Origin of the sequence: Streptomyces sp. NPDC093984, assembly GCF_044764595.1 — a bacterium.
Taxonomy (GTDB): domain Bacteria; phylum Actinomycetota; class Actinomycetes; order Streptomycetales; family Streptomycetaceae; genus Streptomyces; species Streptomyces cynarae.
In genome coordinates this window covers 1-25,715 of record NZ_JBIWIM010000005.1, presented here as the reverse complement: position 1 = coordinate 25,715, position 25,715 = coordinate 1, and the positions used below count along the sequence as shown (strand labels likewise).

The 25,715-nt window shown below is 72.5% G+C and carries 25 protein-coding genes and 1 pseudogene; 15 read left to right on the top strand and 11 right to left on the bottom strand.

The genetic code is table 11. From position 1 onward, the window contains the following. Positions 1 to 201: 201 nt before the first annotated feature. The 5 genes and pseudogenes from ACIRC0_RS19585 to ACIRC0_RS19565 form a co-directional block, all read left to right on the top strand. Positions 202 to 693 (top strand): hypothetical protein, encoded by a 492-nt coding sequence (locus tag ACIRC0_RS19585; RefSeq protein ID WP_403617392.1) that lies wholly within the window; start codon positions 202 to 204, stop codon positions 691 to 693. Between the two features lie 31 nt (positions 694 to 724). After that, positions 725 to 2,857 (top strand): aminodeoxychorismate synthase component I, encoded by a 2,133-nt coding sequence (gene pabB, locus ACIRC0_RS19580; protein ID WP_403617391.1) that lies wholly within the window; start codon positions 725 to 727, stop codon positions 2,855 to 2,857. After that, complete coding sequence (locus tag ACIRC0_RS19575; protein ID WP_403617390.1) at positions 2,854 to 4,380, top strand: AMP-binding protein; 1,527 nt, start codon at positions 2,854 to 2,856, stop codon at positions 4,378 to 4,380. Before pabB ends, ACIRC0_RS19575 begins: the two co-directional genes overlap by 4 nt. Positions 4,381 to 4,382: 2 nt before the next feature. Beyond that, entirely contained in the window at positions 4,383 to 5,165 is a 783-nt protein-coding gene (locus tag ACIRC0_RS19570) for an AMP-binding protein (protein WP_403617389.1), read from the top strand. Further along, positions 5,069 to 5,569, top strand: a pseudogene (locus ACIRC0_RS19565) (aminotransferase class IV); the annotation flags it as partial. The gene ACIRC0_RS19570 and the pseudogene ACIRC0_RS19565, both read left to right, overlap by 97 nt. A gap of 67 nt (positions 5,570 to 5,636) precedes the next feature. On the opposite strand, the gene ACIRC0_RS19560 reads toward ACIRC0_RS19565, so the two are convergent. From ACIRC0_RS19560 to ACIRC0_RS19550, 3 genes are all read right to left on the bottom strand, one after another. After that, the gene (locus tag ACIRC0_RS19560; protein ID WP_403617388.1) at positions 5,637 to 6,122 is read right to left on the bottom strand and encodes a carboxymuconolactone decarboxylase family protein; all 486 of its coding nucleotides are present in this window, start codon (positions 6,120 to 6,122) and stop codon (positions 5,637 to 5,639) included. Positions 6,123 to 6,178: 56 nt separating this feature from the next. Beyond that, a complete protein-coding gene (locus ACIRC0_RS19555) occupies positions 6,179 to 7,756 on the bottom strand; it encodes a N,N-dimethylformamidase beta subunit family domain-containing protein (RefSeq protein WP_403617387.1) in 1,578 nt (525 codons plus the stop codon). A gap of 80 nt (positions 7,757 to 7,836) precedes the next feature. Beyond that, entirely contained in the window at positions 7,837 to 9,027 is a 1,191-nt protein-coding gene (locus ACIRC0_RS19550; protein ID WP_403617386.1) for an AI-2E family transporter, read from the bottom strand. A 209-nt stretch (positions 9,028 to 9,236) separates the two neighbouring features. Here ACIRC0_RS19550 and ACIRC0_RS19545 point away from each other — a divergent pair, with 209 nt between their 5' ends. Continuing rightward, positions 9,237 to 10,970, top strand: coding sequence for a GAF domain-containing protein (locus ACIRC0_RS19545; RefSeq protein ID WP_403617385.1), 1,734 nt, complete (start codon positions 9,237 to 9,239; stop codon positions 10,968 to 10,970). A 247-nt stretch (positions 10,971 to 11,217) separates the two neighbouring features. On the opposite strand, the gene ACIRC0_RS19540 is transcribed toward ACIRC0_RS19545, so the two are convergent. Both ACIRC0_RS19540 and ACIRC0_RS19535 read right to left on the bottom strand, forming a co-directional pair. Then, positions 11,218 to 11,919: a response regulator gene (locus ACIRC0_RS19540; RefSeq protein WP_403617384.1), complete on the bottom strand. Its 702-nt coding sequence runs from the start codon at positions 11,917 to 11,919 to the stop codon at positions 11,218 to 11,220. A 221-nt stretch (positions 11,920 to 12,140) separates the two neighbouring features. Next, on the bottom strand, positions 12,141 to 12,605 hold the full coding sequence (locus ACIRC0_RS19535; RefSeq protein ID WP_403617383.1) for a cyclic nucleotide-binding domain-containing protein: 465 nt from the start codon (positions 12,603 to 12,605) through the stop codon (positions 12,141 to 12,143). Positions 12,606 to 12,895: 290 nt separating this feature from the next. Between ACIRC0_RS19535 and ACIRC0_RS19530 the strand changes: the two genes are divergently transcribed. From ACIRC0_RS19530 to ACIRC0_RS19505, 6 genes are all read left to right on the top strand, one after another. Beyond that, positions 12,896 to 13,783 (top strand): universal stress protein, encoded by an 888-nt coding sequence (locus ACIRC0_RS19530; protein WP_403617382.1) that lies wholly within the window; start codon positions 12,896 to 12,898, stop codon positions 13,781 to 13,783. 160 nt (positions 13,784 to 13,943) lie between these two features. Beyond that, on the top strand, positions 13,944 to 16,322 hold the full coding sequence (locus ACIRC0_RS19525; RefSeq protein WP_403617381.1) for a phosphoketolase: 2,379 nt from the start codon (positions 13,944 to 13,946) through the stop codon (positions 16,320 to 16,322). A 294-nt stretch (positions 16,323 to 16,616) separates the two neighbouring features. Then, on the top strand, positions 16,617 to 17,684 hold the full coding sequence (locus ACIRC0_RS19520) for a zinc-dependent alcohol dehydrogenase family protein (protein ID WP_403617380.1): 1,068 nt from the start codon (positions 16,617 to 16,619) through the stop codon (positions 17,682 to 17,684). Between the two features lie 19 nt (positions 17,685 to 17,703). Next, positions 17,704 to 18,390 (top strand): helix-turn-helix domain-containing protein, encoded by a 687-nt coding sequence (locus tag ACIRC0_RS19515; RefSeq protein ID WP_403617379.1) that lies wholly within the window; start codon positions 17,704 to 17,706, stop codon positions 18,388 to 18,390. Between the two features lie 50 nt (positions 18,391 to 18,440). Continuing rightward, positions 18,441 to 19,160 (top strand): CBS domain-containing protein, encoded by a 720-nt coding sequence (locus tag ACIRC0_RS19510; RefSeq protein WP_403617378.1) that lies wholly within the window; start codon positions 18,441 to 18,443, stop codon positions 19,158 to 19,160. 24 nt (positions 19,161 to 19,184) lie between these two features. After that, positions 19,185 to 19,763, top strand: a complete 579-nt coding sequence (locus ACIRC0_RS19505) for a hypothetical protein (protein WP_403617377.1) — start codon at positions 19,185 to 19,187, stop codon at positions 19,761 to 19,763. A gap of 65 nt (positions 19,764 to 19,828) precedes the next feature. On the opposite strand, the gene ACIRC0_RS19500 is transcribed toward ACIRC0_RS19505, so the two are convergent. From ACIRC0_RS19500 to ACIRC0_RS19490, 3 genes are all read right to left on the bottom strand, one after another. Next, on the bottom strand, positions 19,829 to 20,449 hold the full coding sequence (locus ACIRC0_RS19500) for a CBS domain-containing protein (protein ID WP_403617914.1): 621 nt from the start codon (positions 20,447 to 20,449) through the stop codon (positions 19,829 to 19,831). An 82-nt stretch (positions 20,450 to 20,531) separates the two neighbouring features. After that, a complete protein-coding gene (locus ACIRC0_RS19495) occupies positions 20,532 to 20,987 on the bottom strand; it encodes a Crp/Fnr family transcriptional regulator (protein ID WP_403617376.1) in 456 nt (151 codons plus the stop codon). A 265-nt stretch (positions 20,988 to 21,252) separates the two neighbouring features. Further along, a complete protein-coding gene (locus ACIRC0_RS19490) occupies positions 21,253 to 21,510 on the bottom strand; it encodes a DUF1876 domain-containing protein (protein WP_403617912.1) in 258 nt (85 codons plus the stop codon). Positions 21,511 to 21,707: 197 nt separating this feature from the next. Between ACIRC0_RS19490 and ACIRC0_RS19485 the strand changes: the two genes are divergently transcribed. Continuing rightward, positions 21,708 to 22,259, top strand: a complete 552-nt coding sequence (locus tag ACIRC0_RS19485; RefSeq protein ID WP_403617375.1) for a hypothetical protein — start codon at positions 21,708 to 21,710, stop codon at positions 22,257 to 22,259. Positions 22,260 to 22,429: 170 nt separating this feature from the next. On the opposite strand, the gene ACIRC0_RS19480 is transcribed toward ACIRC0_RS19485, so the two are convergent. The 3 genes from ACIRC0_RS19480 to ACIRC0_RS19470 all read right to left on the bottom strand — a co-directional run bounded on the left by ACIRC0_RS19480 (position 22,430) and on the right by ACIRC0_RS19470 (position 24,525). Then, a complete protein-coding gene (locus ACIRC0_RS19480) occupies positions 22,430 to 22,990 on the bottom strand; it encodes a hemerythrin domain-containing protein (RefSeq protein WP_263228356.1) in 561 nt (186 codons plus the stop codon). A 192-nt stretch (positions 22,991 to 23,182) separates the two neighbouring features. After that, complete coding sequence (locus ACIRC0_RS19475) at positions 23,183 to 23,803, bottom strand: L-threonylcarbamoyladenylate synthase (RefSeq protein WP_366027652.1); 621 nt, start codon at positions 23,801 to 23,803, stop codon at positions 23,183 to 23,185. Between the two features lie 191 nt (positions 23,804 to 23,994). Then, the gene (locus ACIRC0_RS19470) at positions 23,995 to 24,525 is read right to left on the bottom strand and encodes a pep a2 (protein WP_403617374.1); all 531 of its coding nucleotides are present in this window, start codon (positions 24,523 to 24,525) and stop codon (positions 23,995 to 23,997) included. Between the two features lie 237 nt (positions 24,526 to 24,762). On the opposite strand from ACIRC0_RS19470, the gene ACIRC0_RS19465 reads away from it, so the two are divergent. Further along, positions 24,763 to 25,008, top strand: a complete 246-nt coding sequence (locus ACIRC0_RS19465) for a DUF5133 domain-containing protein (protein WP_403617373.1) — start codon at positions 24,763 to 24,765, stop codon at positions 25,006 to 25,008. An 84-nt stretch (positions 25,009 to 25,092) separates the two neighbouring features. Then, the coding region (locus ACIRC0_RS19460; RefSeq protein WP_403617372.1) for a maltotransferase domain-containing protein at positions 25,093 to 25,715 on the top strand (623 nt) is incomplete at its 3' end.

The following is a 25,715-nucleotide window of genomic DNA, read 5'->3' as shown; positions in this document are numbered from 1 at the left end:
CCGTTGCCGCTGCCCGGCGCCTCGGTGGACGCGGTGTTCTCTCACATGCTGCTGTCCAATGGAGCTGCCCACCGAGGAGATCCAGGGCGAACTCCCGCGCCGTCTGTGGCGGATCACCATGAAGGCTGGAGTGGGCGGGCGCTGACGCGGCGACCGTGAAGGGTTACGTTCCGGACACTCGAAAAGACCTTCGTTGAAGGTTTGAACGTGACTCGAGATCTTTCCGTACTCGATGGTGTGACCAGGAATCCCGTTACCGGCACCGTCGCATATCAGGTGGTGCCGGGCCGCGAGGCCGATTTCCACTCGTGGGGATGGGCCCTGCTGCGTGCGACCGCGCAGCAGCCTGGTTTTCTCGGTGGTGGGGTGCTCGTCGACGGAGAGGCGGACTGGCATGTGATCTACCGCTTCGGGGGCGAGGACTCCGTCCGCGCCTGGGAGAACTCCCTCGCCCGGGCACAGTGGGCGGCCCGTGCCGAGGAACTCGCCCGGGAGACGGGGCGACGGAGTGTGCATGGTTCCAGAATCTGGTTCGACTCCCAGGAACCGCGGAAGCACTCCCCACCCGCGCCGGGCCCGCCGGCGAAATGGAAGTTGTGGTTCGTGATGCCACGGCTCCAGCGTTTCTTCAAGAAATGGCTGTATCCGCCGCTCCAGGCGCTCCGTGGACGGCACAAGCGGCGGACCGCTTGAGGCCCGAGAACGACGCAAGGGAGGTGGGCGGGTGAAGACCCTGCTCATCGACAATCACGACTCGTACACGTACAACCTGTTCCAGCTGCTCGCCGAGGTCAACGGCGAGCAGCCGGTGGTGATCCTCAACGACACCCCCGCCGACGCCGTGCCGGACCTGGGGGAGTTCGACAACGTGGTGATCTCGCCGGGCCCCGGACACCCCGCCGAACCCCGGGACTTCGGCATCGCCGCCCGGATCGTCGCCGACTCCGCCGTCCCCGTGCTCGGGGTCTGCCTCGGCCACCAGGGCATAGCGGCGGGGGAGCGGGGCCGCATCTCGCCCGCACCACAGCCCCGGCACGGGCACCTGTCCACCGTCCGGCACGACGGCCGGGACCTGTTCCACGGACTGCCGCAGAACTTCACCGCCGTGCGCTACCACTCGCTGGCCGTCACCGAGCCGCTGCCGGACACCCTGGAGGCCACCGCCTGGGCCGAGGACGGCGTGGTGATGGGCCTCAGACACCGCACCCGGCCGCTGTGGGGCGTGCAGTTCCACCCGGAGTCCGTGCTCACCGACTACGGCCACCGCATGCTCGTGAACTTCCGCAACCTCACCGCCGAGCGCGCCCGCAGACCCCGCACGAAGAACACCACCATTCCCCGTTCCGCGGCCATCCCCCGTCCACGCCGCGCCACGCCACCCGCCCACCGGCTGCACTACCGCCGCCTGCCCGGTGCCGTCGACACCGAGGCCGCCTTCACCCGGATGTACGCGGACGCTCCGCGCGCGTTCTGGCTCGACAGCTCGCGCGTCGAGCCGGGCCTCGCCCGCTTCTCGTTCTTCGGCGACGGCACCGGCCCCCTCGCCGAGTTCGTGCGCTACGACGTCGACGCCGGCGTGTGCGAGGTCGAACGGCCCGGCCGGCCCCCGCGCAAGGTGCGCGCGAGCGTCTTCGACTACCTCAAGCGGCAGCTCGCGACCCGCCGCGTCGACGCCACCGGACTGCCCTTCGACTTCACCGGCGGCTACGTCGGCTACCTCGGCTACGAGACGAAGGCCGACTGCGGCTCCGTGAACCGCCACCGGGCCCGCCCCCCCGACGCCTGCTGGCTGTTCGCCGACCGCCTCATCGCCGTGGACCACGAGGAGGGCGCCACCTACGCGGTCTGCCTCGCCGAGGACACCCCGCAGGCCACGCGGGAGGCGACCGACTGGCTGGACGCCGCGACGGCCCAGCTCACCTTCGTCCGTGGACCGTCGGGACAGGACACGGCGACCGAGCCGCCGGGCGACGAGCCCGGCCCCGACCCCACCGCCGCCGAGCCGTGGCTCGTCCGGGACCGCGCCACCTACCTCGCGGACATCGAGGCCTGCAAGGACGCGCTCCGGGCGGGCACCAGCTACGAGGTCTGCCTGACCGACGCCGTCCGGTTACCGGCACCGCGCGACCCGTACGCCTTCTACCGGGCACTGCGCCGGGCCAACCCCGCCCCCTACGCGGCCTTCCTGAGGTTCGGCGACCTGGACGTGGCGGGCTCCTCGCCCGAGCGGTTCCTGCGGATCACCCCGGACGGCGTCGCGGAGGCCAGACCCATCAAGGGCACCGCCCCCCGCGGGGAGAACCCCGCGCAGGACGCACGGCTGCGGCACTCGCTGGCCGTGGACGACAAGACCCGCGCCGAGAACCTCATGATCGTCGACCTGCTCCGCAACGACCTCGGCCGGGTCTGCGAGACCGGATCCGTACGGGTCACCCGGCTCATGGCCACCGAGACGTACGCCACCGTGCACCAGCTGGTCTCCACCGTCGAGGGGCGGCTGAGCGAGGGCACGGACGCCGTGGACTGCGTCCGCGCCTGCTTCCCGGGCGGCTCCATGACCGGCGCGCCCAAGCTGCGCACCATGGAGATCATCGACGGCCTGGAGACCGAGGCCCGCGGCGTGTACTCCGGCGCCCTCGGCTACTTCGGCTGCGGCGGCGGCGCCGACCTGAGCATCGTCATCCGCACCGCCGTCATCGCCGGCGGCGAGCTGCACCTCGGCGCCGGCGGCGCGATCGTCCTCGGCTCCGACCCGGCCGCCGAGTACGACGAGATGCTGCTGAAGACCGCCGCCCCGATGCGCGCCTACCAGGAGCACACCGCCGCCCCGGCCACCGAGGAGGAGCCGGCCCGATGACCACACCCCAGGCCGCGCTGATCCCCGCCGACGCCCAGGCGCCCGGCAACCTCGCGGCCCAGCTCGCCGCGCTCGCCGAGCGGCGCGCGTGGAACGACCGGCCCGCCTTCCACCAGGGCCACCGCACCTGGACCCACGGCCAGGTGCACGACCTCGCGGCCCGCGCGGCCACCGTCCTCGTCGACCACGGGGTCGGCCCCGGCGACCGGGTGCTGCTCGCGCTGCCCGACTCCGTCGTCTGGGTGACGGCGTTCCTCGCCGCCGCGCGACTCGGCGCCGTCGCCGTCCTGGTCAACCCGGAACTCACGCCGCCCGAACTGAAGTTCATGGCCGAGGACACCGAGGCCGTGCTGTGCGTGACCGGGCCGCGCCTCGACGACCGGTTCCCGCGCCGCGTCCGGCTCGGCGCCGACCAGCTCGTCGCGCTCACCCGGACCGCACCGCCCATGACCGTCGCCCACCAGGCCGACCCGCACACCCCGCTCTACATCCAGTACACCTTCGGAACCACCGGCCGCCCCAAGGGAGTCGTCCACCGTCACGGCGACCCGAAGGCGTACCACGACCTCATCGGCCGCCGACTGCTGGGGATCACCCCCGACGACGTCACCCTGTCGGTGTCGAAGCTGTTCTTCGCCTACGGCTTCGGCAACGCCTTCGCCTTCCCGCTGTTCTCCGGCTCCTCCGCGGTCCTCGTGGACCGCCGCCCGAACCCCGCCGCCGTGGACGAGCTCGTCGTACGCCACCGGGTGACCCTGCTCTACTCGGTGCCCTCCCAGTACGCGGCTCTGGTCGCGGAGCGGGCGGACGGGCACGAGGCGTGCTTCGCCTCCGTCCGGGCCGCCGTGTCGGCCGGGGAAGGGCTGCCCGCGGGTCTCGGCCGGCGCATCACCGATCTGCTCGGCGCCCCCGTCCTGGAGCAGATCGGCTCCACCGAGGCCGGACACGCCTTCTGCGCCAACAGCTTCGACCACAACCACCCCGGCACCGTCGGCCGGCCCGTGCCGGGCTTCGAGGTGGAGGTGCGCGACCACGCCGGACGCCCGCTGCCCGACGGCGAGGAGGGCGAGCTGTGGGTGCGCGGGCCGACGGTGACGCCCGGCTATCTGGGCCGGCCCGAGGAGACCGCGCGCACCCTCGTCGGCGGCTGGCTGGCCACCAGGGACCGGGCGCGCCGCAACCTCGACGGCACCTTCACGCATCTCGGCCGCGCGGACGACATGGAGATGGTCGGCGGCATCACCGTCTCCCCCCTGGAGGTGGAGGCACTGCTGCGCACGCACCCGGCGGTGAAGGAGGTCGCGGTCGCCGCCGTCACCGACCACCGGGGCGCGGGCCGGCTGCGCGCCTTCGTCGTCCCCGTCACCCCGATACCCGTCGGCCTGGAGGCCGACCTCATCTGCCTGGCCCGCGAGAACCTCGCCGCCTTCAAGGTGCCCCGCGGCGTCAGTTTCGTACCGTCGCTGCCCCGCACCCCCACCGGCAAGCTCCGCCGCCACCTGGTCCGCCGGGGAGCGTGGTGACCATGACCGACACACGCACCTTTCACCTGGGCCCGATGTTCCGGCGGGCGGCGAACCGCCATGGAGCGGTCTTCGTGACCCTGGACCGGCCGCTCGACGTCCGGCCCGGCCTCGGTGTCTCCCTCACCTACACCGCGCTCGCGGACCTGGTCGACGAGTTGTCCGCACGTCTGTGGGCGGCCGGGATACGACCGCGGCAGCGCGTCGCCGTCCACAAGCGGGACAACGTCGACATCGTCCTCCTCACCTGCGCCCTCTCCCGCATCGGCGCCGTCCCCGCACTGCTCTCGCCCAGCCTGTCCGGCCCCGTGACCGGACAACTGCTCAAGACGCTCGACCGGCCCTGGCTGATCACCGACAGTGCCACGCTGGAGGGTCCGTTGAAGGACATCGGGGTGCCCGACCTCGTCCGGCGAACCCTGACCGTGGACGAGACGGCGGAGATGGACGAGACCGACGACGCGGACCACGCGCCCGGAGCCGTCCCGCTCGCGCGGTACGCCGGTGCCCGCCCTCCCACCCCCCGTGCGGCTCCAGCCCCGCGAACCCTGCCTGATCACCCACAGTTCGGGCACCACCGGCGTGCCCAAGCTCGCCGTGCACTGCCCGAACGCCCTGTGGAACCGGCTCATACCGCAGAAGGCCATGGGCTGGCCCACCCGCGGCGAGACCACGGCGCTGCACCTGTCGTTCGTGCACACGCCACCGGGAGCGTTTCCTGCGCGCCTGCGCCGGCTGCGACGGGCCGCCGCTGCGCCGGCTCGTCGAGTTCTGGCAGGACATGACCGCCGCGCTGCCGCGCACGGGGGAGTGGTTCCCGCGGGTGGAACTCGCCGCTCAGCCACCCCGGTTGAGGCTGCGGTTGCGTCAGGCCCCGCCGCTCGCGCCGGATGTGCGGGTGTGGGCGGTGGGCCAGCCCGACCCGCGGACCGTGCCCCGCCGCAAGGGCCCGGACCTGGACCGGCTGGCCCGGGTCCGTAACCGGGCCTCGCTGCACGGCGCGGCCCACCGCGAGCGCACCGTCGAGGAACTCGACGGGTGCGAGGTGTGGCTGGTGAACGCCCTGCACGGCATCCGGCCCGGGACGGAATGGACGGAACGGTCCATGACCGCGGGACCCGCCGCACACGCAACGGAATGGCGGTCCTGGCTCGACGGCATCATGGAACCGTTGCCGGAAAGTCACTGAATTCCATCAGGAGGCGCCGGGGCCCGATTTCGGGCCCCGGCGCGCGCGAGTTGCTTTTCGGGGGAATTCACTTCCGGGTGGGCTGGTAGGCCCCCGGGACCATGCGGGTCGCTATCGCGATCCGGTTGTACGCGTTGATGACGGTGGCCGCCCAGATCAGCGCCGCGATCTGCGCCTCGTCGAAGACCCCCGCCGCCTCGGCATAGACCCCGTCCGGGACGTGCCCGTCGTGCACCAGGGTCACCGCCTCGGTCAACGCCAGTGCGGCACGCTCCCGTTCGATGAAGAACGGCGTCTCCCGCCAGGCGTCGAGCGCGTAGATCCGCTGCTCGCTCTCACCCTGGGCGCGGGCGTCCTTGGTGTGCATGTCGAGGCAGAACGCACACCCGTTGATCTGCGAGGCCCGAATGCGGATCAGTTCCAGGATTTCCGGCTCGACCTTGGCGTCCAGCGCCGCGGAAACCGCGGCCTGGTGCAGCGCGCCCATGGCACCCGACACCTCGGGAGTAACGCGCTTGAGGGAGACGCGAGAAGGAGATTCGCTTTTGACCATTGGGCGACTCTATCCCTGAAATGAGGACCGGCCGGCGGGAAACCGGATAATTCCTTTCACGCCGACCCCTTGTACACCTCCGTCACGTTCGGGCGCGGCGCGGGGCGGTGGCGGGCGGCCGGGCCGAGCGCGAAGGCGTGCAGCAGGTTCTCCGTCGTCCGGGTGACGAAGGCGCGGGTGCGGGCGTCCATGCCGTGGTCGTGGCCCCCGTCCGGGGTGCCGGCCATCAGGGCCTCCACCCAGCGCATGGTGCCGGTGGCGAAGACCCCCGCCCCGCTCGGCACCGTGTAGTACGCCGAGTCGCTGGTGCTGCGCCTGCCGTTGCACACCAGCGGCGAATGGGCTGTGATCTCCAAGGGCCCCGGGACGGGGGCGCCCGGGGTGACCCGGTCGTACTCCACACCGACCAGATGGCCGAAGCCGTCTGAGGGGCGTACACCCGTCCCCTCGTACAGCCAGTGGTCCGCAGCGTGCACGACGTACGGCGCGTCCGTCGGATACCCCTCGTACAGCACGCCCGTCATCGACGACTCCGGGTCGGCGCCAGGGGACTGCCGGAAGTCCGTCGTCACCAGCGTGGGGTGGGTGCTGTAGCAGGGGTCGGCGCGGAAGGAGGACTTGTAGCAGACCACCGTACGGTCGGGCCGCGCCTCGCCCTGCTCCAGCCGGACCCGTCGGAAGCAGGTGTTGGCGCCGAGGAAGGCCACGTTGGTGCCCGCATCGCGGGCCTGGGTGACGTGCCGGCGCTGCTCCGGGGTCCAGTACTCGTCGTGACCGAGGCAGATGACGGCCCTCGCACCGTGCAGCACGCGCGGGTCGCGGTGCACGTCCACCCCGGTGGTGTAGGCGAGGGGAACGCCGAGCCGCTCGGCCAGCACCACCGCCGCCCGCTCGTACACCAGGAACTTCTCCGCGCCGCTGGAGTCGTAGGGCCGGTCGAAGCTGACGGCGAGGGACCGGGCGGCATACGCACCGGAGGGACCCTCGTAGAGGCTGTAACCGCCCCACCGGTTGTACGCCTGCCAGGTCGCCGGGGCGTGCATCAGCACCGTACGGCCCGCGGCCCGCGTGGAGCGCACGATCAGCGGGACGTACCGCTGGTGGCCGCCCTCCGCGTCCATCCGCAGCAGATACGCGCCCTCCGGCCAGCCCGCCGTGCTGAAGGCGAGCGTGCGCTTCCAGGCGGTGCGGATCGTGCGGGTGCCGGACGTCAGGTGCGGCTCCGCCTGGACGCGGCCCCGTACGCGTCCGGAGGACCAGACCAGCCGGGCCTCGGCCCCGCCGTACCAGCCCACGCGGAAGGCCGAGACACGGAAGGAGGACGCGGTCGTCGACACGTAAAGACCGCACTCCTCGCCAGGGGTCACGCTCACCCGGTCCGCATACCCGACGACGGCCGTCGCGGGACCTTGGGAGCGGATACGCCAATCGGGTGTCCCGGCGCGGTCCCGCTCCGCCTCGGGGCGGTGCGAAGCGGCCGCCGACGGATCGTCGTGCGCGGAAGGGGCCGGGTCGCAGGCGGTGGCCGCCGCGACGAGCCCGGCGCCCGCGCACGCTTCCAGGAAAGTCCTGCGCCGCAGCCCCGGTATGGGCTCCGTCCCGTGCCGCGGCACCTCTCGCTGGTCAGAGCCCACATTGCCTCCCGTGCGTACGGCTCGGGTGCCCACCGCTCCCTCCGCGAGTCAGCGTGGCACAGCACACGGAGGCGCGCGCCTCAGGGAGGAGCCGGGCGCAGCGCCTGCAGCACCGCCCAGGCGACGGACACGAACGGCACGGCCACCACGGCACCGATCACGCCCGCGACGATGCTGCCCGCGAGGACGGAGACGGCGACGACCAGAGGGTGCAGGCGGACGGCCCAGCTCATCACGAGGGGATGCAGGACGTGCCCCTCGATCTCCCCGATGACGACGATGAGCAGCACTACGGCCGCCGCCGTGAGCGGACCGCGCCCGGCGAGGGCGACCACGGTGGCCACAGCGAGCGCCACCGGCGAGCCGACCAGCGGCACGAACGTGGCGAAGAACTCCAGCAGGGTGAGCGGCAGCGCGAGCGGCACCCGAAGCAGCAGCAGGACGATGCCGACGAGGATGGCGTTGGTGCCGGCCACGATGATGATGCCCCGCGTGTACCCGGCGAAGGTCCGCCAGGCCGCGTGCCCCGCCCGGTCCCACGCCGGTCGGGCACCCCGGGGGAGGAGCTGGTCGCACACCCAGGTCCACAGGCGTTCGCCCGAGTGGATGAAGAAGACGGCGAAGAACAGCGCGAGGGCGAGCCCGGTGACCAGCTCGACGACCCGGCTCAGGCCGCTGAGGGCGCTGCTGAACACGGCCGCCCGGTGGGACGAGAGATACGAGCCGACCTGGTCCTGCAGATGCGAGAGACTCTTGTGACTGACCCGGAACGGCGGGCGCTCGAGCCATCGTTCGATCCTGTGGATGCCGCCGCGGAACTCCCCGGTCAGTCTTCCCCACTCGCCCGCCACCGCCTCACCCACCAGAGCGAACAGGGCGAGCAGGAGCAACAGGCTCCCGACGAGGGAGACCCCGACGGCCAGGGGCCGCGGCAACCAGCGGCCGAGCAGGTCGGTCAGGGGGCGCAGCACCGAGGTGATCACCAGCGCGAGGAACCACGAGACGGCGATGAGCTGGAAGCGGCCCAGAATGGTGAAGATGCCGTAGACGACGAGCCCGACGAGGACCAGGCGCCAGGCGTAGGCGGCGGCGACGCGCAGCCAGGGAACGACACGCTCGGCCGCGGGAACCCGTTCGGCGGCCCGGGCGCGCGGCGGGAGGCGCACCGACGGGGACGGCCGGCTGCCCCGCACCACACCCGCCCTGCGCCGCCCCCGCCCCGTCCCGCCCGCGTCCGCCACCACACCTCCCGCGCGCCCGCTGCCGGTCACCTGCTGAGGTCAGTAGGCACCAACCGCACACGGACCGCCACACCACGCGCCCCCACGGCCGGCGCCGTGGCCCCGCCCCGCGCGCACCGCAGACGGGTCACTCCGAGTGAGCGCAAGAGGCCGCCGTCCGGGCGGAAAGTCAGTATCGTGAGGGCGGGAGAGTCGCCGTTTACCCGCACCCTGTCTGCGCGATCCGGCCGGAGGAATCGATGAGCGGGGAAGCGCGCGGGCGGTCCGAGCAGCACCTGCCGCAGCTGCGGCTCGACGAGCTGCTGGACGAACTGCAGGCCCGCATCGACGCGGCACGCGGTACCCAGGACCGGGTGCACCGCCTCCTTCAGGCCGTCCTGTCGGTCGGACGCGAACTCGATCTGGCGCAGGTGCTGCGCAGCATCGTCGAGGCGGCTGTGCTGCTCGTCGACGCCGAGTACGGCGCGCTGGGCGTCATCGGCGACGACCTCACGCTCTCCCAGTTCCTCACCGTCGGCGTCAGCGAGGACGCGCGGACCAGGATCGGGGCGCTGCCCAGCGGGCACGGCATCCTCGGCGAGCTGATCCGCCATCCGGAGCCGCTGCGCCTGTCCGAGCTCTCCGACCACCCGGCCTCCTACGGCTTCCCGGCCCACCACCCGCCGATGCACTCCTTCCTCGGCGTGCCGATCAGGGTCCGCGACCAGGTGTTCGGCAACCTCTACCTCACCGAGAAGCGCGGCGCCGAGGAGTTCGACGCCGAGGACGAGGCCGTGCTCTCCGCCCTGGCGGTGGCGGCCGGCGTCGCCATCGAGAACGCCCGGCTGTACGAGGAGACACGGCTGCGTGAGCGCTGGGTGCGGGCCAGTTCCCAGGTCACGAGCGCCCTGTTGTCGGGTGCCCCGAGCGCGGACGTGCTGGAGCTGATCGTCGAGCAGGCGCGCAGGATCGCCTCCGCAGAGGTCGGCATGATCGCCGAACGGGTGCCCGGGGAGGACGTGCTGCGCCCGCTGCTCGCGGTCGGTCGCGAGGCCGACAGGCGCCGCGGGCTCGTGATGTCCCGGCGGGACGGTTTCGTGGAGGCGGCGCTGAGCACCGCCGAACCGGTGGTCAGCCCCGACATCCGGCACGACCCCCGGATCGACCCGGACTCGGCGCTGTGGGCCGGACTCGGGCCCGTGGTCGGCGTACCGCTGGTGGCGAGCGGCAAGTCCATCGGCGTCCTGGTGCTGGGGCGCACCGCGGGGCGCACCCCGTTCACGGACACCGACGCCGGCCCCCTGCTGGGCTTCGCGGGGCAGGCGGCGCTGGCGCTGGAGCTGGCCGAGCGGCGCCGGGACGCCGAGCAGATCACGCTGCTGAAGGACCACGACCGGATCGCCCGCGATCTGCACGACCTCGCGATCCAGCGGCTGTTCGCGGCCGGCATGACCCTGCAGAGCACCCAGCGCTTCGTCGACCACCCCGAGGCCGCCGAACGGCTCTCGCGGACCGTCGACGACCTCGACGAGACCATCAAGATCATCCGGTCCACCATCTTCGGGCTGCGCGCACACGGCGACCGGCGGCAGGAGGAGTCCGGGCTGCGCAGACGGGTGTCGGAGACGGTGACGGCGTCGGCCGACGCGCTGGGGTTCACGCCCGCGCTGCGCATCGAGGGCCTGGTGGACACCGACGTCCCGGGCGACGTCGCCGACGATGTGACCGCCGTGCTCGGGGAGGCCCTGAGCAACGCGGCCCGGCACTCCGGGGCACGGTCGGTGGACGTCCATCTGCGGCTCGGCGGGGGCGAGCTGACCCTCACGGTGGCCGACGACGGCTGCGGCGTGCCGACCGGTGCCGTCCGCAGCGGCCTGCGGAACCTCGAGGAACGGGCCGTCGCCCTCGGCGGCACGCTCGGCGTGGGGGAACGCCCGCAGGGCGGCGGGACGCGGCTGGTGTGGCGTGTGCCGGTGCGGCCGGCCGGCGAGTGATGGTGCAGCTGGTGGGTGAGTGACGGTAGGGCCCGGCGGGCGAGTGGTGGTGCGGCTCGGCGGGCCAGTGATGGTGCGGCTCGGCGGGCGAGTGACGGTGCGGCTGGCGGGGGACTGATGGTGCGGTCGGCGGTGAGTGACGGTGCGGCTTGGTGCTTGGTGGGTGACTGGCGGCGCGGCCGGCGGGTGACTGGCGGGCGGCCGGTGGGTGACTGGCGGGCGGCAGACGAAGTGCCTACGGCACCGCTCAGCGGGCGGTGCGTTCCGCCGACTCGGACGGTCCCAGGTGGGTGGCGAGGACGGCCGCCTGGACGCGGCGCTGCACGCCCAGCTTGGCCAGCAGCCGCGAGATGTGGTTCTTGACCGTCTTCTCCGACAGATAGAGCCTCTTGCCGATCTCCCGGTTGGTCAGCCCGTCCCCGATCAGCGCGAGGATGTCACGCTCGCGCGGGGACAGGCTCGCCAGTTCGGGTGACAGGGCCGGCTGCTCGGCGGGGTCGGCGCGCAGCGAGTGCATCAGCCGCGCGGTCGTCGCCGGGTCGAGCATCGACTGGCCGGAGGCGACGGTGCGGACCGCGGACACCAGGTCGGAGCCCCTGATCTGCTTCAGGACGTACCCCGAGGCCCCCGCCATGATGGCGTCGAGCAGCGCGTCCTCGTCGTCGAACGAGGTCAGCATCAGACAGGCCAGCTCCGGCATGCGGCTGCGCAGCTCACGGCAGACGGTGATGCCGTCGCCGTCCGGCAGGCGCACATCGAGGACGGCCACATCCGGCCGCACCGCCGGACCACGGGTGAGCGCGTGTTCGACGGTGTCTGCGTCCCCGACCACCGAGATGTCGGGTTCGGCGTCCAGCAGGTCGGCCAGGCCACGCCGTACGACCTCGTGGTCGTCCAGCAGGAACACCCGGATCGGGTCCTGCTCGCTGAAGGTGCGCGCCTCGGCCATGACGACTCCTCGTTCCCCTGTCGAACCTCTGCCGAAGGACGGATAGCGGGCCGCCCACTGTCGACGATCATCACGTGCCCCGCCCGCACGCACCAGGGCCGATCGGCCCCACTCGCCGCCGTGCGCCCTTCTCGGCCCTGACGCCGCGGTCCGGCATCCCCGCCGGCGAGCCGTCCCCCGAAGGGGACCGCCCCGGTCGCCACGCCCTTGCCGGGCCCTCGTCAGCCGAAGCTGCCGCTGCCGTAGGGGGCGTACAGGTCCAGCAGCCGGGTGCGTTCCGAGCCGAGGCGGTGGGACAGGATGCCGCACATCCACTGGGCGACCTCGAAGCCGAGCACCGGATCGTCCTGGCACATCGAGCGGACCGCTGCGGCGTCGAACTCGTACGCCCGCACCGGCGTCGTCGTCTCGGCGCCCAGGTGCCAGGCGTGCGAGCCGAACAGCCAGGACCAGCCGAGGAGTTCGTCGTGTCCCAGGGTCTCGATGACCGCGGCGCGGCGGCCGGGCACGTGCAGATCGAGGTCGACGGTGCCGGAGCGGATGATCCAGAACCGGTCGGCGCGTCCGCCCTCCTCGCACAGGCGCGTTCCCTGCGGGAAGGACACCTCACGGGCGGTGCGCATCAGCTGTTCGCGGTGCGCGAGGGGCAGCGCACGCAGCATGCTGGTCGTGGGGGGAGCGTTCATCACGGCCTCCGGGGGCGGCGTGGGGACCCGACGCTTCCCAGCGTGACCCCGCCTCCCGCCCCGGGCCATGGGCCACCCGGCCCCAGGGCCGGGACGTCCGGCACCGCGCCGGCGACCCCGGCCACCTGGGGTCATGCGGCCTGGCCGGCGCACCGCGAGGTGACGGGCAGGGCGTGGGGGCGTTGGGCCGTTGGGCCCCCCTGATGGGTCCCTGCGGCCCCTGCGCGCGACGCCGTTCCCGCGCCAGGCTCGACGCAGGAACAGCAGAGCCCGGACAGGAGGTGCGCGCCATGGTCCGGCCGGTCACCGCGGGAGTCGACGCGTCCGGCGAGAGCCTCGCGGCCGCCCACTGGGCCGCTCGGGAGGCGCTGCGCCGGGGTGCGCCGCTCCACGTCGTCCACGCCTGGAGGCGGCAGCCGCTCCCGGCGCCGTCCGGCGGGTACGGGGACGACCGGCGCGCGGTGGGGGAGCAGATCCTGGAGCGCGCCGTGCGCAGCGTTCGCGCCGCGCACCAGGGGCTGGAGGTGGAGGCTCTTCTGCCGTCCGAGTCCCCGGTGACCGCGTTGCTCGCGGCGGCCGAGGATTCGGAGATGCTGGTGCTCGGATCCCGTGGTCTGGGCCGCGTCGCCGGGTTCGTGGTCGGCTGGGTGTCGCAGCGTGTCGTGGCCAGGGCATCGCGCCCCGTGGTGCTCGTACGCGCCGGTGAGACCTCCGCCGACGAGCACCTGCCGGCCCTGGACGGCGTCTCGCCCGATGAGATCCCGGAGACCCCCTACCGCGACGTCGTGCTCGGGCTGGACCCGCGGCATCCGCTCGAGGAGCCGATCGAGTTCGCCTTCGACTCGGCCCGCCGCCGCGGCACCGCGCTGCACGTGGTCCACGCCGTCGGCGACGTCCACGCGCACGCGGCCGGGGGACCGGAGGTGCTGGCGGAACAGGAACACCTCGTGAACGCCGCGCTGCGGCCCTGGCGCGAGAAGTTTCCCGGGGTTCCGGTGTCCGAGACCGTCTCCACGGGCCGCCCCGCTCCGCAACTGGTGCGTGCCTCCATGCGCGCCTGTCTCGTCGTCGTGGGGCGCCGGACGCGGGACGGCGTGTTCGGCCCGCACATCGGCTCCGTCGCGCACGCCGTGCTCCACCATGTGGCCTGTCCGGTCGCCGTCGTCCCGCATGCCTGACACCGGCCTCGGGACGGCGGTCCGGCCCCGCTGCACCGTGCCGCCTGCCCGGTCGCCGTCGTCCCCCGGCGGCCGGGACCGGCGGCGTTCCTGTCACCGCACAACGGGTACCCCAGCCCGCCGCGCCCGATGAACACCCCGACGACGTGTGGAGTCACCGATGCCCGACGCCGAGCACCCCGGCACCGTACTGACCGACGAGGAACTGCACACCCTCGACGCCCACTGGCGGGCCGCCAACTACCTGGCCGCCGGTCAGATCTACCTGATGTCCAACCCGCTGCTGACCGAGCCCCTCAGGCCCGAGCACATCAAACCCCGCCTCCTCGGCCACTGGGGCACCTCGCCCGGGCTCAACCTCGTGTACACCCACCTCAACCGCGTCATCAAGGCGCGCGACCTGACCGCCCTGTGCATCTGGGGACCCGGGCACGGCGGACCGTCCGTGTTCGCGGGGTCCTGGCTGGAGGGCAGCTACAGCGAGACCTATCCGGACGTGACACGGGACGCGGAGGGGATGGCGAAGCTGTTCAAGCAGTTCTCCTTCCCGGGCGGCGTACCCAGCCATGTCGCGCCGGACGTGCCGGGCTCCATCCACGAGGGCGGCGAACTCGGCTACTCGCTCGCCCACGCCTACGGAGCCGCCTTCGACAATCCGGACCTGGTGGTCGCCTGCGTGATCGGTGACGGCGAGGCGGAGACCGGACCCCTTGCCGCCTCCTGGCACTCCAACAAGTTGCTCGACCCCGTCCACGACGGCGCTGTCCTGCCGATCCTCCACCTCAACGGCTACAAGATCGCGAACCCGACCGTCCTGTCCCGGCTCCCCGAGCCCGAACTCGACGAACTGCTGCGGGGATACGGCCACGAGCCGATCCACGTCACCAGCGACGACCCCCTCCAGGTGCACCGCGCCATGGCGGAGGCCTTCGACTCCGCCCTGGACCGCATCGCCGAGCTGCAGCGCACGGCACGCGAGGACGAGGCGGCCGAGCGGCCGCACTGGCCGGTGATCGTGCTGCGCACTCCCAAGGGCTGGACCGGGCCCGCCGAGGTGGACGGCGAGCCGGTCGCCGGGACCTGGCGCTCCCACCAGGTGCCGCTGGCGGGCGTCCGCGAGAACCCCCAGCACCTGCGCCAGTTGGAGGCCTGGCTGAAGTCCTACCGGCCCGAGGAACTCTTCGACGCCGCCGGCCGCCCGCGCCCCGACGTGCTCGCCTGCGTGCCCTCCGGCGCCCGTAGGCTCGGCGCCACCCCGCACGCCAACGGCGGGCTGCTCGTGCGGGGCCTGCCCATCCCGTCCCTGGACGACTTCGCGGTACCCGTGGAGAAGCCGGGCTCGGCCCTGCACGAACCCACCCGCGTCCTCGGCGGCCTGCTGCGGCAGATCATGAAGGACACCGCGGAACGGCGGGACTTCCGCCTGGTGGGCCCGGACGAGACCGCCTCCAACCGGCTGCAGGCCGTCCTCGACGTCAGCGGCAAGGCCTGGCAGGCCCAGGTGCTCCAGGTCGACGAACACCTCGACCGGCACGGCCGTGTGATGGAGATCCTCTCCGAACACCTCTGCCAGGGCTGGCTGGAGGGCTACCTCCTCACCGGCCGCCACGGACTGTTCTCCTGCTACGAGGCGTTCGTCCACATCGTCGACTCGATGGTCAACCAGCACATCAAGTGGCTGAAGACCTCCCGGCGGCTGCCCTGGCGCGCCCCCATCGCCTCCCTCAACTACCTGCTGACCTCGCACGTGTGGCGTCAGGACCACAACGGCTTCTCCCACCAGGACCCCGGCTTCGTCGACCACGTCCTCAACAAGAGCCCGGAGGTGGTCCGCGTCTATCTGCCGCCGGACGCCAACACACTGCTGTCCGTGGCGGACCACGCCCTGCGCAGCCGTGACTACGTGAACGTGATCGTGGCGGGCAAGCAGCCGTGCTTCGACTGGCTGTCCCTGGACCAGGCCCGCGCTCACTGTGCGCGCGGCGCCGGGATCTGGGACTGGGCGGGGACCGAGAACGGCGGAGAGCCCGACGTGGTCCTCGCCTGCGCCGGAGACGTGCCGACGCAGGAGGTGCTGGCCGCCGCGCAGCTGCTGCGCCGGCACCTGCCCGAGCTCGCGGTCCGGGTGGTCAACGTGGTCGACATGGCCCGGCTGATGCCGCGCGAGGAACATCCGCACGGCATGTCGGACTTCGAGTACGACGGCCTCTTCACCGCCGACAAGCCGGTGATCTTCGCCTACCACGGCTACCCGTGGCTGATCCACCGCCTGGCCTACCGCCGCACCGGCCACCGGAACCTGCACGTGCGCGGCTACAAGGAGGCCGGGACCACGACCACGCCGTTCGACATGGTGGTCCGCAACGACCTCGACCGCTACCGCCTGGTCATGGACGTCATCGACCGCGTCCCCGGCCTCGCGGTGCGGGCCGCCGTCGTGCGCCAGCAGATGGCCGACGCCCGCACCCGCCACGAGGCGTGGATCCGCGATCACGGTACGGACATGCCGGAGGTCGCGGACTGGACGTGGGCGTCCTGACCCCACCTGTCCAGGGCGGGAGACCTCCGGAGCACCGGGATCTCACCCGGCGCTCCGGAGGTCGTGAGCAGAGGCAGGGGCGCGCAGAGGGGTACTCGAAAGTCCCGTGCACTTCCGTTCGTGCGGTCCGCTCGGGCCCGGCCGGTGATCGGGGCCGACCGGCCCAAGCAGAACCCCGCAAGGTGGGACAAGCTGGATGTGATGGGGAAGTCCGGCTCGACGCCGGATGTACCGCCGTACCGGCTTCCGGACGGTCCCCGGGTCCCGGCCCGGGGGGAGGAAGGAAGGTTCGTCATGAAGGGCTTCGTCTTCCACGGCCCCGGAAAGTCCGCCTGGGAGGAGGTCCCGGACCCGGACATCAAGGAATCCACCGACGCGATCGTGCGCGTCGAGACCACCACCATCTGCGGGACGGATCTGCACATCCTCAAGGGCGACGTGCCCGAGGTGCGCCCCGGCACGGTGCTGGGGCACGAGGCGGTCGGCGAGATCGTGGAGGCCGGACGGGACCTGCACGCCGTACAGCCGGGGGAGCGGGTCCTGGTCTCCTGCATCACCGCCTGCGGCCGATGCGGCTACTGCTGGGAGCGGACGTACGGCCAGTGCCGCGGCGGCGGAGGCTGGACCCTCGGGCACGTCGTCGACGGGACCCAGGCCGAGTACGTCCGGGTGCCCCACGCCGACCTGTCCGTGCACGCCTTGCCCGGCGCGGTCGACAGCAAGGACGCCGTGCTGCTCGCGGACATCTTCCCCACCGCCTACGAGGTGGGCGTGCTCAACGGACACGTCCGCCCCGGGGACAGCGTGGTCGTCGTCGGAGCCGGCCCCATCGGGCTCGCGGCGATCGCCACCGCCCGGCTCTTCGCCCCCGAGCGGATCGTCGCCGTGGATCCGGCCGCCATGCGGCTGGACGCCGCCAAGGGGCTCGGCGCCGATGCCCTGGCCGACCCTGCCGACGCCCAGGAGCTGATCGCCGACCTCACCGACGGACTGGGCGCGGACGTGGTCATCGAGGCGGTCGGCGTGCCGGAGAGCTTCGAGCTGTGCACACGCGTGGTGCGGCCCGGCGGGCACATCGCCAACGTAGGCGTGCACGGCCGGCCCGTGACCCTGCACCTGGAGGACCTGTGGAGCAGGAACGTCACCATCACCACCGGCCTGGTCGACACCTACTCCACGCCCACACTGCTGCGGATGGCGGCCGCCGGCCGGCTGCCCACCTCGTCGCTGGTCACGCACACCTTCCCGCTGGACCGGATGGAGGAGGCGTACGACGTCTTCGGCCGGGGCGCCGACACCGGCGCGCTCAAGGTCGTCCTGGGCGGGGAGCAGCACGAAGTCGTCGCCGTCCGGGCGACCTGACGGAAGGAAGTGACGCGCCATGCCCACACACGCATCGCCGGACGCGGTGGAGGGTCACCAGGGTCACCACCCACCAGGAAATCTCGGACGCCGGATCGCCCTGCGGCGCGAGGAGCTGGGACTGTCCCGGAAGGAGGCGGCGCACCGGGCCGGCATGGCCTCCAGCTATCTGCAGTACCTGGAGGAGCAGCCCACCGCAGCGCCCGGCGTCAGCACCTTGCTGAGGCTGGCCGGCGCACTGGAGACCACCGTGCTCGAACTCACCGGCGGGGACGTCGACCTGCCGCCCGGCCTGGGACAGGCCGGAGGGCACCCGAAGTTCACCGAACTCAGCATCCGGGAGTGCCGGGACCTGCTGTGCACGCACGGCGTGGGGCGGCTCGCGGTGCCCACGGAGTCGGGGCCGGTGATCGTTCCCGTCAACTACGGCGTCGTCGGCGACTCGATCGTCTTCAGGACCGCCCCGGAGGCGGTTCCCTCGCAGGCCGCCGACTCCCAGGTGGCCTTCGAGGTCGACCGCATCGACGGATCGTTCAGCCAGGGCTGGAGCGTGCTCGTGTGCGGACACGCCCGCACCGTGACGGACCCCGACTCCGTCCGGCGGCTGGAGGAGCAGGCGTACAGCACGCCGTGGGCGGGCGGGCAACGGGACCTGTGGATCCGCATCGATCCCCACAGAATCACCGGACGGCGCATCACCGTGTGACCAGCCGGCGGCCCTCACCCGGACATCTGTGGCCCCGATCGGAGGACACCATGCACGGCACCCCCCACCTCGTCGGCGACGTCATGACCCGCAGGGTCGTCGCCGTCGGCCACGCGGCGACGTTCAAGGACATCGTCAAGGCCATGGGCCAGTGGAAGGTCAGCGCCCTGCCCGTCCTGCGGGAGGGCAACCGGGTCGTCGGCGTCGTCTCCGAGGCGGACCTGCTGCGCAAGCAGGAGCTCCGCGACGGCGAACCCGGCCGGTACGCGTCGCTGGAGCGGGCGGCGGACCTCGCCAAGGCCGGCGCGGTGACCGCCGAGGAGCTCATGACCGCGCCCGCCGTCACCGTCCACGTGGAGGCGACCCTCGCCCAGGCCGCCCGGACCATGGCCCAGGCCGGGGTGAAACGTCTTCCGGTGGTCGACGACGAGGGCACCCTGCTCGGCATCGTCAGCCGCTCCGACCTGCTCAAGGTGTACCTGCGCGACGACGAGGACATCGCCGAGGAGATCCGCCGCGAGATCGTCGCCCGTCTGTTCCCCGCCCCGTCGGAGCCGGTCCGCGTGGAGGTGCGGGACGGCGTCGTGCGGCTCACCGGCCGCGTCCGCGACACGGGTCTCGTGCCCGTCACCGCACGGCTGGTGCGGGGCGTCGAAGGGGTGGTGGACGTGGACTGCGCGCTCATGGGGCCGCCCCGGGTTCCGGACCTCGAGGCCGACTTCGCGCAGGACGAGGTGTCGCGACTCCGGAGAGCCGGCAGCGTCGGATGACGCGCCCCGAGAAGGTGACGACCGATGGCGACGACCTGTCGTACGGCGGGGACCAGGGTGTGGTTGTGGCGGTGGCGGCGCAATCCGCTGCTGCGGCGCAGTGACCGCTTCGAGGCCTGGATCGTCCTCGTCACCTGGTTGCTGGTCCTGCTGGCCGGTGTGCTCGCGGGCCGGGCGGCGGCGGGCGCCGTGGAACACGGTCTGGCCGTGCGGGCCGCCCACTCCCACCCCGTGCGGGCGGTGCTGACCCAGGACGCGGCGGGAACCGCGGAAGACGTGCACGCATACGGCGACGGCGGCGTGTGGGCGAACGTCCGCTGGAGCGCATCCGGAGGCCCGCACACGGGTCTGGCGAGGGTCGAGCCCGGCCTGAAGGCGGGAGACCCGGTCACCGTGTGGACGGACGGCGCCGGGAACCTGGTGTCCAAACCGGCCACCGGCGCCGAGACGCGGCTGCAGGCATCGCTCGTGGGCACGATCGTCGGGTGCGGTGCCGCGGGCGGGGTGCTGGCCTGCGGGTGGCTGGTGCGCGGGCGCCTGGAGCGGCAGCGCATGGAGGAGTGGGCCCGGGAGTGGGAGTGTGTCGGGCCGCAGTGGCGGTAGGGACCGCAGTGGCGCAGGGACCGCAGTGGCGCAGGGACCTGCTGAGAGACGCGTGCGGTCGGCGGTCAGCCCGCCTCGTTCCCGGAGAGGTGGCAGTCCACGTCGACCACACCCTCGACGGCACGCGCCAGCCGGACGGTCATGGGGATCATGGTCGTGTCCCTCACTCTGCCCGTGAGGGTGACGACGCCTTCGGCGACCATGACGTGGATCGGCTCCACGGGTGCGGGGAAGAGGACGTCGACGATGTCGCGGCGTATCTCGTCGGCGATGTCGTCGTCCTCCCGCAGGAACACCTTGAGCAGGTCGGCGCGGCTGACGACACCCTCGAGCAGACCCTCGTCGTTGACCACGGGGAGCCGCTTCACCTTGCGCAGGGCCATGATGCGGGCGGCCTGGGCGAGGGTCGAGTCGGCGTGCACGGTGACCGCCGGAGCGGTCATCAGCTCGCCCGCGGTCACCGCCCCGGCCTTGGCCAGGTCGGACAGGCGCCGCACCTGCGTGTACGGGTCCGGATCGCTGTCGCGGAACTCCTCCTTGGGCAGCAGGTCGGCCTCGGAGACCACGCCGACCACCCGGCCCTCGCCCTCCAGCACGGGCAGGGCGCTGACCTTCCACTGCTCCATGAGCTTGACGATGTCCTTGAACGGGGCGTCACGGCCGACGGCGACGACGGTGTGCGTCATCACGTCGCTGACGACGTGCGGGCCGGCGGTCACGGTTCCTCCTCGGGGTCGGACGCGGTCCCCTGCGGTCGGGCACCGGCTCTCAGGGGTTGCCGCTGCCGTAGGGGCCGTACAGGTCGAGCAGCCGGATGCGGGCCGCGTTCAGCCGGTGGGCGAGGACCTGGCCCACCCAGACGGCGATGGCGCGGCCGAACTCGGGGTCCTCGTCGCACATCGCCAGCACGGTCACCGCGTCGAACTCGTAGGCTCGCACCGGGGTCATGGCTTCGGCGCCCAACTGCCAGACATGCGGTTCGAAGTGCCAGGACCAGCCGACCAGCTCGCCGTGGCCCAGCGACTCGATGACGGCGGGCCGGCGGCCGGGCACATGCACGTCCAGGGCCACGGTCCCGGTCCGTACGATCCAGAACCGGTCGGCCCGCCGGCCTTCCTCGAACAGCCGGGTTCCCTCGTCGAAGGAGACCTCGCGGGCGATCCGCATCAGCCGCTCGCGGTGCTCGGCGGGAAGGGCCGCGCCCACGGTGGTGACAGAGGCCATGGCTTCACCGTCCTCTCGTTCCTGCCGCCGCTGCCGCCGCGAAGGCAGGGCGCGCCACACTCGGCGCTGGGACTCCACAGGACGCATGACGGGCGGGAAGGACCCATCCGGTTCTCTCGGATCCTGATTGCGCGGTGCGCGGCTGCCGGCCGCTTCCCCGCGTCTTTCGCAGGTCCTTCCCGTCACCATCAGCACACCACGCACCCGTCGCGACCACCAGGGCCGATCGGCCCCATGGCACTCCGGGTGCGTGGAGAGACGCCCGTCACGGTCGGGCAGGGCCCGCCATCTGGACGATGTCCTCGGAGGCGACGTCGTGCAGCCGGATGGCGAGGTCCTCCAGTGCCCGGCTGGCGGCGAGCTCGTCGCCGATCTCGGGGATCGGCCGGTCGACGGGGTTGCGCCGGGCCGCGCCTCTGCCGGCGACGGTCGACGCGTCAGGCGTCCTCAGCACGGCGCGGGCAAGGGTGTCGTCGCCGTCCTCGGTGATGTAGATGTCCACGGTCCACTGCTTGGCTTCCATCGGGATCACTTCCCCGCACCACGAGGTGTTCGTGCCCTCTGCTTCGGCTTCTTCCAGCCTGCGCCTGTCTCCCGGCCCGGTCCACACCGGCGTGCCGCGGCCGTGGGCCGCACCTGTGACGGATCACACCGTTTGGCGGGCTCCCTCTGTGATTGGCGCCATTTCTCCGTTTCCGGCCGACCGGTAGCGTGAGGCCGATGTCAGCCGATCTGTCCCCTGTCATAGCCGCCACCACCCAGTGGCTGCTGCGCTCCTACCCCGGGACCGGAGGAGCCCTGGACGCCGCCCTCGCCGAGGCCCAGGCGTCCCAGGCCGTCATGGTCGCCGCCTGGCTGCGCTACCCCACCGAGGCCGACGCGGCCCTCGTCGTGTTCGTCGGGCCCGGCGGCTCCGACCGCCTGGACTGGCTGACCGGAGCGGAGGCGGCGGCCGTCGACGAGGGCGACGCCGGCTGGCGGACCTGGGTGGACGAGGTGGTCGCCAGCTGGGCGGCCTGCCTGCTGACCATGCCGTCCCTTGCCGGCGAGGCCGTCGCGGCACTCGACGGCAGCGACCACGCCCGGGGGCTGGTGTTCGACTTCCGCAGGCTCACCGACCCCGGTGAGCAGGACCGCCGGGCGGCGCCCCTGCTGCGCCACCCCGACCTGCTGGCGCCGCTCGCCGGCCTGCACCGGGACTCCCTCGTGAAGCGGCTGCACGGCGAACCCGTGGACGAGGGCGGCCCCCTGGGGGACCCGGTCGCCGGCTGACGAGGGTGCACCGCGGGGGCGCCGGGTGACTCGGCGCCCCGATGACCGCGAGGGGCGGGGTCGCCGACATCTGAGGCGCCCGCACCCTTCGCTCCCCGACCGGCCGCGGCGGGCTACTGCTCCCGTGTCCGAGGCGGCCGCTCCCGTGTTCGGACGGACCGCTCCCGCGTTCAGGAGCGGCCGCGGCCGGTGACGAAGTCCCGGACCCGGTCGACCAGACCCGTCCCGGGCGCGAGCAGCTTGTTGAGCGGCGGTGTGTCGGGAGCCGCCGGGTGGGGGCGCGTGGGCGCCATCTTCTTGGCGGTGCGGATCTTGTCGCCGAGCTGGTCGAGCATCTCCTGGCCGCAGGCCTGTCGCAGCCTGGGGAAGAGGTTGTTCTCCTCGTCCTGGACGTGCGAGGTCACCTCGTTCTTCACGGTCATGAACGTCCGGTCGAACTCGGGGTCCTCCACGGAGCACCCCTCCAGCTGTTTGAGGGCCTCCTCCACCCGCGCGTGGTCGGCGAGCTCCTTGTCGGCGATCGCGCCGCCGCCCTCGACGTGCTCCCGCACCGCCGGGTACAGGTACTGCTCCTCCGCGACGGAATGCCGTACGAGTTCGATCGTCATCTCGTCGGCCAGCTTGCGGCGGTCCTTGTGGCCGCTGGGCAGCGACTCGATCCGCTGGAAGAGGCTTTCCACCTCCCGGTGGTCGGTGGTGAGCTCGGCGATGACGTCGCCACCGTGTGCCATGGCGGCCTCCCTGTGACGTGGCTGATGTGTGGGGCGGACGGCTGTCCGGGCTGCTTGTGGCAGCCCTGAACCGCCCGGACATCGTTTCCCCGGACAAACAGGGCGTTAACGGCACCCGCCGGTAGTCCCCGGATCAGCCGAACGGCCACCTCACCGGCGCGGCTCGGGGAGCGCGGCGTCACTCGGAGCGTGTCACTCGAAGCGTGAGGTGTCGCCCGCTCCCTTGCGTACGATCTCGGGCTCGCCCCCCGAGAAGTCGATGACCGTCGTCGGTTCGGTGCCGCAGTCCCCGGAGTCGACCACGGCGTCCACGACGTGATCGAGCCGCTCCTTGATTTCCCAGCCCTGGGTCAGCGGCTCCTCCTCGCCCGGCAGGAGCAGGGTGCTCGACAGCAGCGGCTCGCCGAGCTCGGCCAGCAGCGCCTGCGCCACCACGTGGTCGGGGATGCGGACCCCGACCGTCTTCTTCTTCGGGTGCAGCAGCTTGCGCGGCACCTCGCGGGTCGCGGGCAGGATGAACGTGTAGCTCCCGGGCGTCGAGGCCTTGATCGCGCGGAACACGTCCTTGTCGACGTACACGAACTGGCCGAGCTGCGCGAAGTCCCGGCAGACCAGTGTGAAGTGGTGGCGCTCGTCGAGATGGCGGATCGCCCGGATGCGCTCCATGCCGTCCCGGCTGCCCAGCCGGCACCCCAGCGCGAAGCAGGAGTCCGTCGGATACACCACGAGCGCACCGTCACGGATGCTGTCGGCGACCTGGCCGATCGTGCGCGGCTGCGGGTTGTCGGGATGAACGTCGAAGTACTTCGCCATCCGCCGAGTGTCGATCACGCGGGGGTGCGCTGTCCACGTGACCGAACCTCGGGCGCGCATGTCCGTGGTGCGGAGACCGCTGACGGCGAGTCGGGCTTCCGGCTTCCGTCGGGTCCGAGGTCACCGGGCGGCTCCGCGGTCACCGGGCGGCGGGGTGTGCCGCCCGGCAGGGGTTCGGCTTGGCGCGGTGGTCAGGCGGGGGCCGCGACCGGCTCGCGTCGCCCGGCCCTCGCGGTCTCCCGCTCCCGCCCCGTGGCGTCCGCCGTGAGGGGCAGTGCGCGCGGGAGGGGGCGCGTCTCGCGCAGACTCGGCGCGGGGCCCACCGGCACGAGCGCAGCGGGATCGCCGGCCCGGGCCCGTTGCGAGAACCAGATGATCTTTCCGCCGGCGTCGGTGGCGCAGCAGCCCCAGCCGTTGCTCAGCGCCGCGATCTGCGCCAGGCAGCCGCTCGGCGCGTAGTGCGGCCGGATGTCCCGCTCGCTGTCCTGGACAGCGGTGATCAGGTGGTGACCGTTCCACCACATCTCGATGGTGGTGTTCTTGTCCGCGGCGTGGGCGTCGATCGTCCGCAGTAGCGCTTCGGCGCACTGGCAGACGGGTTCGACGAGGGTCTCCAGGTCCCAGTAGCGGAGATGGGCGGCCAGGATCCGCCGGACGTGCCCGATCCGCTCCGGGCTGACCTCGACGTCGAGGTGGTAGTAGCAGGGCGCTGCGGTCTTCATTGTCGTTGGCTCCTCACCGGCGAAGCTCTCGCTCCTCCTCGCCCCTGTGGGCCGGGCCCCGATCACGAAGCGTGAGCGGTCGTCGCTCTCGAGTCAGTCCCAGAGTGCGAGCACTACTCCATTCGTGCAACACGAAGCCCTCCAGCCCCAGTGGTTGAATCCCGAACAGGACGCTGAGTGATGAGCCGTGCACCATAGGTGAAACACTCAGCGCTGAGAGCGGAGGTGACTGGTGCCATGCCCCTGCCGGCCAGAGCCGAGGTCGCCAGACATCTCGAGCGGTACCGCGAGTGGGAGCGCCTGATGCTCGCGTCCCCCGACAACCGGGAGGTGCGCGGCACCTTCGAGAGCACCGGCTACAGCCTGTGCGAGCTCATGGGGAAGCGCTGCGCACGCGAGGCCGCCGACGCCGCCGAGCTGTACCTCCGCACGCACAGTGAGCGGACCGCACGCCCATCCCAGGCAGCTTCGACGGACGGGTAGGCAGAGCGCCGTACGCAGCCCTGGACCCATGACCGCAGAGCCGGCGCCCACCGAGCTCGACGACGGCGAAGGAGGCGAGGACGGATGGAACCACAGGCCGCGCACCGGGACGGGGCGAGCCCTGTCGCCGGGGGCGCGAGGGCCTCGATCGGACGCATACCGATCGTGGACGTCCGTCCGGCCGTCGACGGCGGCCGACGCCCCGCCAAGGCGGTGGAGGGGGAGACCTTCCAGGTCACCGCCACGGTCTTCGGTGAGGGGCAGGGCGCGATCGGCGCCGACGTCGTCCTGTGCGACCCCGAGGGCCGCCCCGGCCCGTGGACGCCGATGCGCGAGCTGGAGCCCGGCAGCGACCGCTGGGGCGCCGAGGTGACCCCGCTGTCGGCCGGCCGCTGGACCTACGCCGTGGAGGCGTGGAGCGATCCGGTCACCACCTGGCGCCGGCACGCCCGGATCAAGGTCCCGTCCCGCATCGACGTCGCCCTGGTCCTGGAGGAGGGCGCCGACCTTTACGAGCGCGCGGCCGGGGGAGTTCCGCAAGGACCGTTGCGGGACCTGCTGTGCGCGGCGGCCCGCGCCCTGCGCGACGAGTCCCGCCCACCGGTCGCACGTCTCGCGGCGGCGTTGACTCCTGAGGTGGATGCGGTGCTGGCGCGGTATCCGTTGCGTGAACTGGTGACGTCTTCTGATCCGTTGCCGTTGGTGGT

What these genes read in the sequence shown, in the direction of transcription:
- ACIRC0_RS19575 (WP_403617390.1), top strand. Translation starts at nt 2,854, where the DNA reads ATGACCACACCCCAGGCCGCGCTGATCCCCGCCGACGCCCAGGCGCCC.
- ACIRC0_RS19570 (WP_403617389.1), top strand. Translation starts at nt 4,383, where the DNA reads ATGACCGACACACGCACCTTTCACCTGGGCCCGATGTTCCGGCGGGCG.
- ACIRC0_RS19560 (WP_403617388.1), bottom strand. Translation starts at nt 6,122, where the DNA reads ATGGTCAAAAGCGAATCTCCTTCTCGCGTCTCCCTCAAGCGCGTTACT.
- ACIRC0_RS19545 (WP_403617385.1), top strand. Translation starts at nt 9,237, where the DNA reads ATGAGCGGGGAAGCGCGCGGGCGGTCCGAGCAGCACCTGCCGCAGCTG.
- ACIRC0_RS19540 (WP_403617384.1), bottom strand. Translation starts at nt 11,919, where the DNA reads ATGGCCGAGGCGCGCACCTTCAGCGAGCAGGACCCGATCCGGGTGTTC.
- ACIRC0_RS19535 (WP_403617383.1), bottom strand. Translation starts at nt 12,605, where the DNA reads ATGAACGCTCCCCCCACGACCAGCATGCTGCGTGCGCTGCCCCTCGCG.
- ACIRC0_RS19530 (WP_403617382.1), top strand. Translation starts at nt 12,896, where the DNA reads ATGGTCCGGCCGGTCACCGCGGGAGTCGACGCGTCCGGCGAGAGCCTC.
- ACIRC0_RS19525 (WP_403617381.1), top strand. Translation starts at nt 13,944, where the DNA reads ATGCCCGACGCCGAGCACCCCGGCACCGTACTGACCGACGAGGAACTG.
- ACIRC0_RS19520 (WP_403617380.1), top strand. Translation starts at nt 16,617, where the DNA reads ATGAAGGGCTTCGTCTTCCACGGCCCCGGAAAGTCCGCCTGGGAGGAG.
- ACIRC0_RS19515 (WP_403617379.1), top strand. Translation starts at nt 17,704, where the DNA reads ATGCCCACACACGCATCGCCGGACGCGGTGGAGGGTCACCAGGGTCAC.
- ACIRC0_RS19510 (WP_403617378.1), top strand. Translation starts at nt 18,441, where the DNA reads ATGCACGGCACCCCCCACCTCGTCGGCGACGTCATGACCCGCAGGGTC.
- ACIRC0_RS19505 (WP_403617377.1), top strand. Translation starts at nt 19,185, where the DNA reads ATGGCGACGACCTGTCGTACGGCGGGGACCAGGGTGTGGTTGTGGCGG.
- ACIRC0_RS19500 (WP_403617914.1), bottom strand. Translation starts at nt 20,449, where the DNA reads ATGACGCACACCGTCGTCGCCGTCGGCCGTGACGCCCCGTTCAAGGAC.
- ACIRC0_RS19495 (WP_403617376.1), bottom strand. Translation starts at nt 20,987, where the DNA reads ATGGCCTCTGTCACCACCGTGGGCGCGGCCCTTCCCGCCGAGCACCGC.
- ACIRC0_RS19490 (WP_403617912.1), bottom strand. Translation starts at nt 21,510, where the DNA reads ATGGAAGCCAAGCAGTGGACCGTGGACATCTACATCACCGAGGACGGC.
- ACIRC0_RS19485 (WP_403617375.1), top strand. Translation starts at nt 21,708, where the DNA reads ATGTCAGCCGATCTGTCCCCTGTCATAGCCGCCACCACCCAGTGGCTG.
- ACIRC0_RS19480 (WP_263228356.1), bottom strand. Translation starts at nt 22,990, where the DNA reads ATGGCACACGGTGGCGACGTCATCGCCGAGCTCACCACCGACCACCGG.
- ACIRC0_RS19475 (WP_366027652.1), bottom strand. Translation starts at nt 23,803, where the DNA reads ATGGCGAAGTACTTCGACGTTCATCCCGACAACCCGCAGCCGCGCACG.
- ACIRC0_RS19470 (WP_403617374.1), bottom strand. Translation starts at nt 24,525, where the DNA reads ATGAAGACCGCAGCGCCCTGCTACTACCACCTCGACGTCGAGGTCAGC.
- ACIRC0_RS19465 (WP_403617373.1), top strand. Translation starts at nt 24,763, where the DNA reads ATGCCCCTGCCGGCCAGAGCCGAGGTCGCCAGACATCTCGAGCGGTAC.